Here is a 13619-nt window from a genome sequence, read left to right on the forward strand (position 1 = left end):
GGCCGACGTCCGACGGACAACCTGAAAACAGTGTGGGAAGGTTCGACTTTTCCCAAACAGGTTTTAAACATCACGAATTGAAATACGCACCGTGATTGTGAAATCAGTCACTGTAGGAGCTGCCGAAGGCTGCGATCTTTTGATCTTGAAAACCAAGATCAAAAGATCGCAGCCTTCGGCAGCTCCTACAGGGAATCGTGGGTTTTTTTCAGGTTCCGCCGTTGCGACACACGCCCGCCACGCTGTATTTGATTGTGTTGAGCTGTCCTTTCGAATCTTCGTATGTCATCGCCGTCGGCACCACGGCGCACGCCGCCTCGGGCTTGACCACGCTCACCACTTTGACCACGTCCAGCTTCATCCCGTACGCGTAATCCTTTACCACCGGCGGCGCTTTGCCCTGGCTGGCGGCGTACTGTTCCATGGCTTTGCTGTTGGCGCTGAGTGCGCGTTCGAAGGTGCGATCACCGCCGCCCTCGGCCAGTGCACTCACCGACACTGCCATCGCTGCAGCGAACGCCATCCGTTTAAAAATCTTCATGTCCATTGCCTCATCGAAAAGCCCGGCATCGGCAGTCGATGACAGGCTTGCTCATTTTCCGAACGCTTACAGCGCTTTGGTTTTCTCGTCTTTTTTCTCGTTCAACACGACAGGGTCGCGGGCCTGTTCCTTGGCGACGAAGAGTTCGACGGAACGGTCGTTGGCGGCCATCATTTTTGCGAACGTGCGGTCACCGCCACCTTCGGCCATGACCAGGGAAGACACCGCGAGCGCGGCTGCGAAGGCACTGAGTTGGGCAAGCTTCATGGTTGATTCCTCGTTTAAGTAGCTGACGGGATCAAGGTAACAAGGTGAACCTTTCGTGACGGTGGCGGGGAAATTACAGATCCGTTATCTGCCGAAACAGCCTTTTAAGTCCGCACACAAAACCAATGTGGGAGCGGGCTTGCTCGCGAATGCGGTGGGTCATTCAAATAATGTTTTGACTGATACACCGCTTTCGCGAGCAAGCCCGCTCCCACAGGGGGATTACCTATTTAGTTGGAACGTCGTCCTCATCCCGGCGATGGGCGAGTTGGTAGAGAGCCGGCAAGATCAGCAGCGTGAGGATCGTCGAGGAGAGAATTCCGCCGATGACGACGGTCGCCAGCGGACGCTGCACTTCAGCACCGGTGCCAGTCGCGAGCGCCATCGGAATAAACCCCAGCGACGCCACCAGCGCTGTCATCAACACTGGCCGCAAGCGTGTCAGTGCGCCTTCGTTAATGGCATCGGAAAGCGAACGCCCCTCCTCGCGCAGATTGCGAATAAACGCAATCATCACCAAGCCATTCAACACCGCCACACCCGACAACGCGATAAACCCGACCCCCGCCGAAATCGACAGCGGAATATCCCGCAGCCACAGCGCCATCACGCCGCCGGTCAGCGCAAACGGGATCCCGGTAAACACCAGCAGTCCATCCTTCAGGTTGTTGAACATCATGAACAACAACCCAAACACCAACAGCAACGCCACTGGCACGACAATCTGCAAACGCTTGGCCGCCGATTGCAGTTGTTCGAACTGCCCACCCCAACTCGTCCAGTAACCAGCGGGCACCTGCACGTCACGCTCAATCACTGCGCCAGCCTCGCTGACAAATGAACCGATATCACGCCCACGCACATTGGCGCTGACGATCACCAGGCGTTTACCGTTTTCGCGACTGACCTGATTCGGCCCAAGCACCAGATCGAGGCTGGCGACTTCCTTGAGGGCGATAAAACCAATCTGACTCGCCGTGCCATTCACAGAAGGCACCGGAATCAGCAGCGCCGAGAGCCCGTCGATGTCCTTGCGCATGGCATCGGACAAACGCACGACCATGTCGAAACGCCGATCGCCCTCATACAAAATCCCCGCCTGCCGCCCGCCCACCGCAACGGCAATCGTGTCCTGCACATCCCCCACATTCAGCCCATAACGAGCGGCCTTGTCGCGATCGATATTGATGGTCAGCACCGGCAGCCCGGAGGTTTGCTCGACCTTCACTTCAGAGGCGCCGTTGACCTTTTGCATGGCTGCGGCAATCTTCGCCGCCGTGGCGTTGAGCACGTCCATGTCATCGCCAAACACCTTCACCGCGACATCGCTGCGCACCCCGGAAATCAGTTCATTGAAGCGCAACTGAATCGGCTGCGACAGCTCATAGTTGCTGCCCGGCAAGGTCGCGGCAGCGGCTTGCAACTCGGCCATCAAGGTTTCGCGCGACTTGCGCGGATCCGGCCACTGCTCTTTCGGCTTGAGCATCACGTAGCTGTCGGAGATGTTCGGCGGCATCGGATCGGAAGCGATTTCGGCAGTACCGGTACGGGCAAAGACGCGTTCGACTTCCGGCACTTTCGCCAGAATCAACGTCTCCAGTCGCTGCTGCATATCCACCGATTGCGTCAGGCTGGTGCCCGGCACGCGCAACGCTTGCAGAGCAAAATCCCCTTCGCTGAGGCTTGGCACAAACTCGCTGCCCATGCGACTGGTGAGCACGCCGCTGAGCAGGATCACACCCAGCGCCGCACCAACAGCAACGGCGCGATGGGACATCACCCAGGCCAGCGCCGGCGCATAAACGCGACGTGCACCGCGCATCACCGCGCCCTCTTCTTCCTTGACTTTGCCGGTCACGAACAACGCAATCGCCGCCGGCACAAAGGTCACCGACAACAGCATCGCGCCGAGCAAAGCGATGACCACAGTGAACGCCATCGGATGGAACATTTTCCCTTCGACGCCGCTCAGCGCGAAGATCGGCAGGTACACGACCATGATGATTAACTGCCCGAAAATCAGCGGTCGCCGCGCCTCTTTCGCCGCCGCAAACACTTCCTTGAAACGCTCGGCGCGGGTCAACAAACGCCCATGATGCTGCTGCGCATGGGCCAATCGCCGCAGGGTGTTTTCAACGATTACCACCGCACCGTCGACAATAATCCCGAAGTCCAGTGCGCCGAGGCTCATCAGGTTGGCGCTGACCTTGTTGCTGAACATCCCGGTGAAGGTGAACAGCATCGACAACGGAATCACCATCGCGGTAATCAGCGCCGCGCGGATATTACCGAGGAACAAAAACAGAATCGCGATCACCAGAATCGCGCCTTCGATGAGGTTCTTTTTCACCGTGGCGATGGCTTTGTCGACCAGGTGTGTACGGTCGTAAACCGGCACGGCGATCACGCCTTGGGGCAAGGATTTATTGATCTGTTCAAGCTTGCTGGCCACCGCCTGCGAGACCGTTCGACTGTTCTCGCCGATCAGCATGAACACCGTGCCGAGCACCACTTCGCGACCGTTTTCTGTGGCCGCGCCGCTGCGCAATTCGCGACCGATTTCTACCGTCGCCACGTTCTTCACGCGGATCGGCGTGCCGTCGACGTTGGCCATGACGATGTTGGCGATGTCCTCGGTGCTCGCCACTTGCCCCGGTGCGCGAATCAGCAACTGCTCGCCGCTGCGCTCGATGTACCCGGCGCCGACGTTGGCGTTGTTGCGCTCCAGCGCCGTAACCAGATCAGTGAGCGTCAACTTGTACGCCGCCAGCCGTTTCGGATCCGGCGCAATCTGATATTCCTTGGCGAAACCGCCGATGGTGTTGATCTCGGCCACGCCCGGCACGTTGCGCAATTGCGGCTTGATGATCCAGTCCTGAATCACCCGCAAATCGGTCGGCGTGTAGCTTGTGCCGTCGTCCTTGAGCGCGCCCTCCTTGGCTTCAACCGTCCACAGAAAAATCTCGCCGAGCCCGGTGGAAATCGGCCCCATCATCGCTTCCGCGCCTTCGGGCAATTGCTCCTTGGCGATCTGCAAACGCTCGTTGACCAACTGACGGGCGAAGAACAGGTCGGTGCCGTCCTTGAAGATCACCGTCACCTGCGACAGGCCCGAACGTGACAGCGAACGGGTCTGTTCCAGTGCCGGCAAACCGGCCATTGCGGTTTCAATCGGGAAGGTGATGCGCTGCTCGGTTTCCAGCGGCGAGAACCCGGCAGCGCCGGTGTTGATTTGCACTTGGACGTTGGTGATGTCGGGCACGGCGTCGATCGGCAGTTTTTGATAACTGGCGATACCGAGGCCGGCCATAAGCAGAACGGCGAGCAGCACGATAATGCGCTGCTCGATGGCAAACTGGATCAGGCGTTCGAACATGGGTGTCTTCCGGATCAGTGGCTGTGCTCGGCTGAGGCTTTGCCCAGTTCCGATTTGAGGACGAAGCTACCGGCGCTGGCGACTTGCGCGCCCGGCTCCAGCCCTTGGGTGATTTCCACCTGGCCCGCCGCGCGACTGCCCAACTCCACCGGGCGCGCTTCGAAACCATCGTCGGTGCGCACGAACACCGTGGGTTTGTCCTCGATGGTCTGGATCGCGGTTTCCGGCACAGCGACTTTTGCTTCGCGGCTGTCGGTAGCGACCAGCGCGGTGACGAACAACCCGGGACGCCATGAGCCTTGCGGGTTTTCCAGGGTCACGCGCACGGTTGCAGTGCGGGTTTGTTCGCCGAGCAAACTGCCAACATAGGCCACGCTGCCGACGACTTCCGCGTTCAATTCCGGCGCACTGACGGTGACCGCTTTACCCACTTGCACCTTGGTCAAATCCTTCGGTGAAACGCCGAATGTCACCCACACCCGCGACAGATCCGAGAGCGTGAACGCTGCCGTGGTTTCATCGACCACTTCACCCGGCGTCAGGTGTTTTTCCACCACCACGCCGTCAAACGGCGCACGCAATTCGTAGCGATTGCCGCCGGTGGCGACCACGCTGCCGCTGAGCACGCTGATCTTTTGCCGCGCATTGCTTACGGCGATTTCGGCTTCTTGCAGAGCCTGACGCGCCTGGAGGAAATCCTGTTCGGCCGAGATCTTGTCCTGCCAGAGTTTTTTCTCCCGCTCATAGGTCGTGCGCGCCAACGCCAAACGCCGTTGCGCCGCCGCTTGTTCGCTGCGCTGATCGGAGATCTGCTGACTGGCGATCACCGCGAGCAGCTGGCCCTTCTTCACCGTCTGCCCAAGGTTGACCGAGACCGCCTCGACCACCCCCGGCACACGCGGCACCACGTGGGCGGTGCGGTCTTCGTCGAAACGCACTTCGCCGGGGAACGGCAAGCCGAGGCTGATGTTTTGCGGTTTCGCTTCAGCCAATTGAATGCCGGCAGCGGTGATTTGCTCGGCGCTCAATTCGATGTGCCCTTCTTCGCCATGCTCAGCCGCAGCGCCTTCTTCAGCGTGATCGGCGTGATCCGCCGCTTCATCGGCATGCGCGTCGATGGAGGCAGTGCCCGACCACATCGAGCCCACACCAATGCCCAACGCCAATGTCGCCGCAGCGACCACAATCAATTTTTTATCCATGGAAACTCCTCTGCGCCGTGCCATCGCGCAGTGCTCAAAAAGATGAAATTCAAGGGCTGACGGCGAGCTCGCCGAAGATCCGTTCGATGCGTACGCGGGCGTCGGTGGCTTCGCTGACGGCCTGGATGTATTGGCTGCGCGCGGCGATCAAGGTGCGCTGCGCATCTAGCACATCGAGGAAGCCGAACTTGCCCATTTCAAAGCCGCGCGTGGCGCTGTCGACCGCACGTTGCGCGGCGGGCAGGATGGTCTGGTTGAAGGCTGTGACTTCGCCGTTGGCGGTCTGCCATTGCTCAAGACTGGTCTGGACTTCGGTGCGCAAACGCAGTTCGGTGGCGTTGCGCAGATCCCGTGCCTGATCGGTGCGGCGCGCGGCGGCGAGCACGTTGCCTTGATTGCGATTGAACAGCGGAATCGGCATCGACAGCCCGACCACGTTGACCCGTTCGCGCTCCGTTTCGCTGTATTGGCTGCCAATGCTCACGGTCAGGTCGGGGATGCGCTGGGACTTCTCCAATCCCAATGAGGCTTCGCGCTGATCGATCTGCAACTTGGCCAGACGCAGCTCAGCGGTTTCGTTCAGACGCTCTAGCAATCTTGTCGGCGGTGGAACAGCCATCAGGCTTTTCGTCGGTGCCTGCACCTTGGTCGATGCCGGCAAAGGCGCGCCCATCACCTGCGCCAATTTTTGATAAGCGTTGGCCTGATCACGCTCGGCGCGGCTCACTTCTAGGCGCACTTCCGAGAGCTGCACTTGCGCCCGCGTGCCTTCAACCGGCGACGATTTACCGGCCTCAATGCGCCCGTCAGCCACGCGCAAACCCTTCTCGGCGAGTTGCAGCGATTGCCGAGACAGATCCAGGCGCTGCTGTGCGGTTTGCGCACTGTTGAACGTTTGAATCACATCGGCGCGCAAGGCATTGCGCTTGCGCTCCAGCTCGATGCCGGCGGCGCCCTGCGCGCGGCTGGCGACGTCGATCCGTGCACCGCGTTTGCCGCCCAGTTCAATCGGCTGGCTGAGCATGATCGTCGTGGTGCGCGAATCGCGGCGAGTGTCTTCGGCCTCCCAGGAAACTTCGGGATTGGGGATCAAACCAGCCTGCACACGATCACCTTCGGCAATGCCGATTTCCCACTGCGCGGCGGCCAGATCGGGGTTACCGGCGAAGGCGCTTTGCAGGGCTTGATCCAGCGTCAGCGTCGAGGCATTCGCCAGGCTGGCACTGGCCAGTAACAGCAGGCCGCCGAGTGTTTTTTGCAGGCGTGATCGCGCCGTCAGTTCAATTAAACCGGGCAATGGCAGACTTCCTTTATTCAAGAATCTTTGATGCCGCCACGGTAGGGTTTTGAACTTATCGACAAGGTGACTGGAACATTACAAATCCGTTATCCACGGTTTGAACTAGTTGTTTTGTTCTAGGATGCGAAGTGCGAACGCTGTTGTCGTAATACATGGAAACAAATGCGATTTAGATATCTGCTGAACAGCACTTGTGTAAATCAATGTCATGGGGGTTTTGCAGTTTGTGCTGCGACAGGCTGTCGCAGAGGGCCGTTTTAAAGCGCTTGGCGGTTGACCCTGTAGCCACTACAACCTTTATTGTGCGACTTCCCCTCACCCCAGCCCTCTCCCGGAGGTAGAGGGAGCAGACCGAGTTGTCTGGCGTTCTTTAACGACCTGTTACATCAAGTCGATTATGGATTCATCAAAGCTTTTTCACGTCGGCGTAGTTCTGAAATATCCCCCATTCAATCCCCTCTACCTCTGGGAGAGGGCTAGGGTGAGGGCCCTTTGTAATTAAATACCCATTAAATATAAGTGGTGAAAGATCATGCGAATCCTTGTCGTCGAGGACGAGCTTAAAGCTGCCGAATACTTGCATCAGGGATTGACCGAAAGTGGATATGTGGTTGACCACGCCGCCACCGGCGCCGATGGTTTGCACCTGGCGCAACAACAAGCCTATGACCTGATTATTCTCGATGTGAACCTGCCAGAACTGGACGGCTGGGGCGTGCTGGAACAACTGCGCAAAACCCACGCCACGCGGGTGATGATGCTCACCGCGCGCGGACGTCTGGCCGACAAGATTCGCGGCCTCGATCTGGGTGCCGACGACTATCTGGTCAAACCGTTCGAATTCCCCGAACTGCTCGCGCGGGTACGCACCTTGATGCGTCGCAGCGAAAACATTCCGCTGCCGCAGGTGCTGAAAGTCGCCGATCTGGAACTCGACCCGGGCCGCCATCGCGCATTCCGTGGCGAGCAACGCATCGACCTGACCACCAAGGAATTCGCCCTGCTGCACCTGCTGATGCGCCAGTCCGGCGAAGTGCTGACGCGCACGCAAATCATCTCGCTGGTGTGGGACATGAATTTCGACTGCGACACCAATGTGGTCGAAGTGTCGATCCGCCGCTTGCGCGCAAAAATCGACGACCCGTTCGACAGCAAACTGATCCACACCCTGCGCGGTGTCGGCTACGTGCTGGAGGCGCGCGAATGAAACCGGCCAGCCTGTCGATGCGCCTCGGTTTGACGGTGAGCATTCTCGGCGCGCTGCTGGTGGTGTTTCTGGCGATCCTTGCTTACTTCGCCCTGACCCATGAGCTGAATGCGCTTTCCAGAGACAGTCTGGAAAAGAAGATGCAACAGGTCGAGCACAGCCTGTCGTTGTACGTCGACGCCAATGAAATCAGCGGTAAACCACATATTTTGCTCGATCAGGTGATGGGCCATGACAACCTCACGCTGACGATTTATGACCGCTTGAATCAGCGTTCTCCGCTGCTCAAATCCGGCTCGGGACTGGCCGAGCCACGGGTTGAATTGAAGGCGGTTCGCGCCACCACAGATCAGTTGACCTACAGCGACAGCACCGACGCGGAAGGGAAGAAATTCCTCACTGCCTCGAAACTGATTCGCCTCAAGGACGGCAACAGCGTGCCCGTGCTGCTGTCGGTGGATAACGCCCACGATGAGGCGTTGCTCAGCGCCTATCTGCGCTCGACGCTGATTGCCTTGCCGCTGTTGCTGGTATTCATCGGCCTCACGGCGTGGGGCGCGGTACAACGCGGACTGGCGCCGATGCGCGAATTTCGCAAAGTCGCGGCGATGGTCTCGACTCAGGATCTCGATCATCGACTGTCGGTGGTGAACATGCCGCAGGAGCTGAGTGAATTGGCACAGGGCATCAACTTCATGCTGCATCGACTGGATGCCGGGGTACAGCAGCTGTCGCAGTTCTCCGACGATCTGGCGCATGAATTGCGCACGCCGATCAACAACCTGATGGGCAAGGCGCAAGTGACGCTCTCACGCGAACGCAGCGTGGAGGAATACAAGGATGTGCTGGTGTCGTGCACCGAAGAACTGGAGCGCGTGGCGCGGATTGTTTCCGACATGTTGTTTCTGGCGCAAGTGAGTCATCCGTCGGCGCTGGCGCCGTTTGAATCGGTGGCGCTGGAGGTTGAAGTGACGAAGGTGGCGGAGATGTTTTCGTTGTCGGCGCAGGATAAGGGCATTCATTTGAACGTGGTCGGGAGCGCGACGGTGCTGGGTGATCGGCTGATGATTCAACGGGCGATTTCGAATTTGTTGTCGAATGCTTTGCGGCACTGCCCGAACGGGAAAACCGTCACGTTGTTGATAGAACAAGGTGCGACGCAGACGTCGTTGCTAGTGAGCAATCCCGGCGCCGGGATCGAGGCGCAGCATTTGCCGTATCTGTTTGACCGCTTCTACCGAGTCGATAGCAGCCGCTCAAGAACGCAGGGCAGCACCGGGCTGGGGTTGGCGATCGTGCGCTCGATCATGAGCCTGCATCAGGGGGTGGCGGAGGTGAAGAGCTTGCCGGGGGTGATGACCGTTTTCCGCCTGGGCTTCCCCACCACCGAATCATCCCTGTAGGAGCTGCCGCAGGCTGCGATCTTTTGCTCTTGTTTTTTAGATCAAGATCAAAAGATCGCAGCCTGCGGCAGCTCCTACATAGATTTTCGGAGGTCGTGTCGGTCGATATTTTCGTACGACTTTTTACCGGTTTGCTCCCGTCCCTACGCAAACACCGAAAGCTTTCGCCGCAACCTCCGTTTTGTCCTACAGCCAGATTTGAGTAGGTAGTTCTATGGTGGCGGCCTTGGCAGATGGAATATCGACGAGAGGCAAAAAATGAACAGGGATATCGTTTGTGAATGGGCTGAAGAAGTCTATGAATTGGCAGTGCTGAAATATTCTGGCTATATTTGTCCAGAATACAGGGGTGAGCCGATGATCATCGTTCCGCTGGCTGAAGCAAAAAACAATTTATCCAAACTCGTCGATGATGCCGCTGCTGGCCAAGTCATCACGATTGCCAAGCATGGGCGGGCGATGGCTCGCCTCGTTCCCGTAGGAAAACCCAGCGCTCAGCGTATTGGCGCAATGAAAGGCAAACTGGTGTTGCCCGACGATTTCGACTCACCACTGCCCGATGACATGCTTGATACATTTGAGGGCACTCAAGCATGAGGCTTCTGCTCGACACGCACATTTTGCTCTGGACGCTCAGTGATGACGCCAGATTGTCCGGCAAAGCCAGAAAACTGATTGAGAACGCTGCCGATGTCTACATCAGCGCCGCCACCTTTTGGGAAATGGCGATCAAGGTCGGGCTCGGCAAGCTGAATGTTGATCTGGAAGAAGTCCGCCAATCTTGCCTTGATAGCGGCTTCATCGAACTGCCGGTGACTGCAGAACACGCCATCGCCGTGAAGGATCTTGAGCACCATCACCGGGATCCGTTTGACCGCATTATCGTGGCCACAGCAATGACCGAACCGATGAAGTTGCTCACGGCTGATCCTTTGGTTGCTCGGTACACCGACCTGGCTGTTTTGGTTTGACCTGATACCCCAGAAGCCTCAGGGCAGATGGCTTGCAAGCGATAGCGGTGGGTCAGTTGATTTCGATGGTGAATGGTAGGCCGTAATTGCTTGCAGGCAAGCTCCCACAGTGGTTTGCGGCGTGCGCGGAGTCTGTGGTCATCGCAGAAAAATGTGGGAGCCAGCCTGCTGGCGAAAGCGGTGGGTCAGTTGATTTCGTCGTTGAATGGCAGACCGCCTTCGCGAGCAAGCCCGCTCCCACAGTGGTTTGTGGCGTACCCAAATTTTGTGAACACTGCAAAAACCTGTGGGAGCCGGCTTGCCAGCGATGGCGGTGGGTCAGTTGATTTCGATGTTGAATGGCAGACCGCAATCGCTTGCAGGCAAGCTCCCACAGTGATTTGCGGCGTGCGCGGAGTCTGTGGTCATCGCAGAAAAATGTGGGAGCCAGTCTGCTGGCGAAAGCGGTGGGTCAGTCAATTTTGATGTTGGATGGTAGACCGCATTCGCGAGCAAGCCCGCTCCCACAGTGGTTTGTGGCGTACCCAAATTTTGTGAACACTGCAAAAACCTGTGGGAGCGGGCTTGCCAGCGATGGCGGTGGGTCAGTTGATTTCGATGTTGAATGGCAGACCGCAATCGCTTGCAGGCAAGCTCCCACAGTGATTTGCGGCGTGCGCGGAGTCTGTGGTCATCGCAGAAAAATGTGGGAGCCAGCCTGCTGGCGAAAGCGGTGGGTCAGTCAATTTTGATGTTGGATGGTAGACCGGATTCGCGAGCAAGCCCGCTCCCACAATGGTTTGTGGCGTACCCAAATTTTGTGAACACTGCAAAAACCTGTGGGAGCGGGCTTGCTCGCGAATGCGGTGGGTCAGTTGATTTCGTTGTTGAATGTGAGGCCGCTTTCGCGAGCAAGCTCAGCTCCTACAAAAGCAAGATCAACAGATCGCAGCCTTCGGCAGCTCCTACACAGGATGAGCGCAAGCTCGACAAGCTTTTGATTTTGATCTTAGAGCCCGTCGGGAGGCTGAGTGGAGGGATTCATACGGGGAAAGCATCGAGAGGAGGTGCAGCGAAGCAAACCGTAGGCGATGCCCCCGGATGAACCCGGAGCGAAGGAACCCGAGCCTTAGCGAGGGCCGGACGTCAGGGCACAGACTTTTTGGTTACTTTTGGGGCGTTTGCCAAAAGTGACCCGCCGTAAGGGCGGAACCCTAACCAGCCACCCCCGCAGCAACGGATATGCACACCACCAGCCAAAAAAAAACGGCACCTCCCAGTGCCGTTTTCCAGCTTCAATGTTTACTTCCGCGCATCCGCCCAGGATTTCAGCAGCTCGTTATAACTCACCGTCTCCCCCTTAGGCTTCTCATTCGCCAACTTAGGCTTCGGCGCCCCCGGCTGATCAAACCAATACTGCGCATCCCGCTCCGGATTCATCTTCGGCGCACACACCGCCTGCGCCTTCGAACGCTCCAGACGCGTCATGATCGCATCCTGATCCTTGGCCAACCCATCCAGCGCCTGCTGCGGCGTCTTCTCACCACTCGCCGCCTCAGCAATATGACTCCACCACAACTGCGCCAGACGCGGATAGTCCGGCACGTTAGTCCCGGTCGGCGTCCACTGCACCCGCGCCGGGCTGCGATAAAACTCAACCAGACCACCGAGCTTCGGCGCCAGATCGGTCATCGCCTGCGAGTTGATGTCCGACTCACGAATCGGCGTCAGCCCGACAATGGTTTTCTTCAGCGACACCGTTTTCGACGTCACAAACTGCGCATACAACCACGCCGCGAGTTTCTGCTTCTCAGGCGTCGACTTCATGAACGTCCACGAACCCACGTCCTGATACCCGAGCTTCATGCCCTCCTCCCAATACGGCCCGCGTGGCGACGGCGCCATCCGCCATTTCGGCGTGCCGTCGGCGTTGACCACCGGCAGGCCCGGTTTGGTCATGTCGGCGGTAAACGCGGTGTACCAGAAAATCTGCTGGGCGATATTGCCCTGAGACGGCACCGGCCCCGACTCGGAGAACGTCATGCCGGCCGCTTCCGGTGGCGCATAAGCCTTCAACCAATCGACATATTTTTGCGTAGCGAATACAGCGGCCGGGCCGTTGGTGTCGCCGCCACGGGTCACGCTGGAACCGACCGGGTGGCAGTCCTCGACGCGAATCCCCCACTCGTCCACCGGCAAACCGTTGGGCAAGCCCTTGTCGCCGCCACCGGCCATGGAGAACCAGGCATCGGTGAAGCGCCAGCCCAGCGACGGGTCTTTCTTGCCGTAATCCATGTGCCCGTAAACGCGCTTGCCGTCGATTTCCTTGACGTCTTCGCTGAAGAATTTGGCGATGTCTTCATAGGCCGACCAGTTCACCGGCACGCCCAGTTCATAGCCGTACTTTTCCTTGAATTTGGCTTTCAGATCGGCGCGCTCGAACCAGTCAGCGCGGAACCAGTAAAGGTTGGCGAATTGCTGGTCAGGCAGTTGATAGATCTTGCCGTCCGGCGCAGTGGTGAACGAGATGCCGATGAAGTCCTTGATGTCGAGGGTTGGCGAAGTGAAGTTCTTGCCTTCGTTGGCCATCAGGTCGGTGATCGATTCGGTTTTGCCGTAGCGAAAATGCGTACCGATCAGGTCCGAGTCGTTGACCCAGCCGTCATAGATATTTTTGTCGGACTGCATCACCGTCTGCATTTTCTCGACCACGTCGCCTTCTTGCAGCAGGTCGTGGGTGAGCTTGATCCCGGTGATTTCGGTGAAAGCCTTGGCGAGCACTTTCGACTCGTATTCGTGGGTGGTCAGGGTCTCGGAAACGACCTTGATTTCCATGCCGCGAAACGGCTCGGCAGCCTTGATGAACCACTTCAATTCTTCGAGCTGCTGTTCAGCCGTCAGGGTCGACGGTTTGAATTCACTGCCGATCCATTTTTTCGCCGCGTCTTCGTAGGCATCGGCCCACGCGGCGGCGCTCAAACCGCTGAGTGCCAGCATGGCAGCCAATGAAATGCTATGTCGCAGCTTATTGTTTTTGTCGAACATAGAGACCTCCTGTTTAGGATTTCGGAGCACGGTTGCCGATTGACTCGACTAGCCCCAACGCATCACAGCCAACAGCCACACCAGGGACAACGCGGACGCCACCCAGATGCTCCAGTCGGTGGCGCCAATCACCAGCAAATGCAGGTAGGCGCTGCCGAGAAGACCGATAAACAAACGATCGCCACGGGTGGTGGCAATCGGTAGAAAACCTCGCCGCAAGATGCTCGGCGAACGCAATTCCCACGTGGTCATGCCGACCAGCAGCAGACCGATGACGATGAAAAATGCTGCGGTGGGTGTGGTCCAACTCATCCATTCCATCATCAGC

At 58.2% G+C, this 13619-nt stretch carries 11 protein-coding genes; 4 read left to right on the top strand and 7 right to left on the bottom strand.

Going from position 1 to position 13619, the window contains the following annotated elements; translation table 11 throughout:
* Positions 1–208 precede the first annotated feature (208 nt).
* The 5 genes from KFS80_RS10065 to KFS80_RS10085 all read right to left on the bottom strand — a co-directional run bounded on the left by KFS80_RS10065 (position 209) and on the right by KFS80_RS10085 (position 6683).
* Entirely contained in the window at positions 209–541 is a 333-nt protein-coding gene (locus tag KFS80_RS10065; protein ID WP_159777056.1) for a DUF2790 domain-containing protein, read from the bottom strand.
* Positions 542–607: 66 nt separating this feature from the next.
* On the bottom strand, positions 608–808 hold the full coding sequence (locus KFS80_RS10070; RefSeq protein ID WP_212544705.1) for a co-regulatory protein PtrA N-terminal domain-containing protein: 201 nt from the start codon (positions 806–808) through the stop codon (positions 608–610).
* Between the two features lie 226 nt (positions 809–1034).
* Positions 1035–4184: a CusA/CzcA family heavy metal efflux RND transporter gene (locus KFS80_RS10075; protein WP_212544706.1), complete on the bottom strand. Its 3150-nt coding sequence runs from the start codon at positions 4182–4184 to the stop codon at positions 1035–1037.
* Between the two features lie 14 nt (positions 4185–4198).
* The gene (locus KFS80_RS10080; RefSeq protein ID WP_212544707.1) at positions 4199–5386 is read right to left on the bottom strand and encodes an efflux RND transporter periplasmic adaptor subunit; all 1188 of its coding nucleotides are present in this window, start codon (positions 5384–5386) and stop codon (positions 4199–4201) included.
* Positions 5387–5435: 49 nt separating this feature from the next.
* Positions 5436–6683, bottom strand: a complete 1248-nt coding sequence (locus KFS80_RS10085) for a TolC family protein (RefSeq protein ID WP_212544708.1) — start codon at positions 6681–6683, stop codon at positions 5436–5438.
* Positions 6684–7218: 535 nt separating this feature from the next.
* Here KFS80_RS10085 and KFS80_RS10090 point away from each other — a divergent pair.
* The 4 genes from KFS80_RS10090 to KFS80_RS10105 all read left to right on the top strand — a co-directional run bounded on the left by KFS80_RS10090 (position 7219) and on the right by KFS80_RS10105 (position 10267).
* Complete coding sequence (locus KFS80_RS10090; RefSeq protein ID WP_053121655.1) at positions 7219–7893, top strand: heavy metal response regulator transcription factor; 675 nt, start codon at positions 7219–7221, stop codon at positions 7891–7893.
* Entirely contained in the window at positions 7890–9296 is a 1407-nt protein-coding gene (locus KFS80_RS10095; RefSeq protein WP_212544709.1) for a heavy metal sensor histidine kinase, read from the top strand. The genes KFS80_RS10090 and KFS80_RS10095 overlap by 4 nt, the downstream gene beginning before the upstream one ends.
* A gap of 258 nt (positions 9297–9554) precedes the next feature.
* Entirely contained in the window at positions 9555–9893 is a 339-nt protein-coding gene (locus KFS80_RS10100) for a type II toxin-antitoxin system Phd/YefM family antitoxin (protein ID WP_246541763.1), read from the top strand.
* The gene (locus tag KFS80_RS10105; RefSeq protein ID WP_053121660.1) at positions 9890–10267 is read left to right on the top strand and encodes a type II toxin-antitoxin system VapC family toxin; all 378 of its coding nucleotides are present in this window, start codon (positions 9890–9892) and stop codon (positions 10265–10267) included. Before KFS80_RS10100 ends, KFS80_RS10105 begins: the two co-directional genes overlap by 4 nt.
* 1281 nt (positions 10268–11548) lie before the next feature.
* Here KFS80_RS10105 and KFS80_RS10110 read toward each other — a convergent pair.
* Complete coding sequence (locus KFS80_RS10110) at positions 11549–13291, bottom strand: ABC transporter substrate-binding protein (protein WP_053121662.1); 1743 nt, start codon at positions 13289–13291, stop codon at positions 11549–11551.
* A gap of 48 nt (positions 13292–13339) precedes the next feature.
* Positions 13340–13612, bottom strand: a complete 273-nt coding sequence (locus KFS80_RS10115; RefSeq protein WP_053121664.1) for a DUF2160 domain-containing protein — start codon at positions 13610–13612, stop codon at positions 13340–13342.
* Positions 13613–13619 lie beyond the last annotated feature (7 nt).

The sequence above is a fragment of the Pseudomonas rustica genome (assembly GCF_018336155.1).
GTDB lineage: Bacteria > Pseudomonadota > Gammaproteobacteria > Pseudomonadales > Pseudomonadaceae > Aquipseudomonas > Aquipseudomonas rustica.

Bases quoted from the DNA above. Each gene is read 5' to 3' on its own strand.
- KFS80_RS10065 (WP_159777056.1), bottom strand. From the start codon at position 541: ATGAAGATTTTTAAACGGATGGCGTTCGCTGCAGCGATGGCAGTGTCG.
- KFS80_RS10070 (WP_212544705.1), bottom strand. From the start codon at position 808: ATGAAGCTTGCCCAACTCAGTGCCTTCGCAGCCGCGCTCGCGGTGTCT.
- KFS80_RS10075 (WP_212544706.1), bottom strand. From the start codon at position 4,184: ATGTTCGAACGCCTGATCCAGTTTGCCATCGAGCAGCGCATTATCGTG.
- KFS80_RS10080 (WP_212544707.1), bottom strand. From the start codon at position 5,386: ATGGATAAAAAATTGATTGTGGTCGCTGCGGCGACATTGGCGTTGGGC.
- KFS80_RS10090 (WP_053121655.1), top strand. From the start codon at position 7,219: ATGCGAATCCTTGTCGTCGAGGACGAGCTTAAAGCTGCCGAATACTTG.
- KFS80_RS10095 (WP_212544709.1), top strand. From the start codon at position 7,890: ATGAAACCGGCCAGCCTGTCGATGCGCCTCGGTTTGACGGTGAGCATT.
- KFS80_RS10100 (WP_246541763.1), top strand. From the start codon at position 9,555: ATGAACAGGGATATCGTTTGTGAATGGGCTGAAGAAGTCTATGAATTG.
- KFS80_RS10105 (WP_053121660.1), top strand. From the start codon at position 9,890: ATGAGGCTTCTGCTCGACACGCACATTTTGCTCTGGACGCTCAGTGAT.
- KFS80_RS10110 (WP_053121662.1), bottom strand. From the start codon at position 13,291: ATGTTCGACAAAAACAATAAGCTGCGACATAGCATTTCATTGGCTGCC.
- KFS80_RS10115 (WP_053121664.1), bottom strand. From the start codon at position 13,612: ATGGAATGGATGAGTTGGACCACACCCACCGCAGCATTTTTCATCGTC.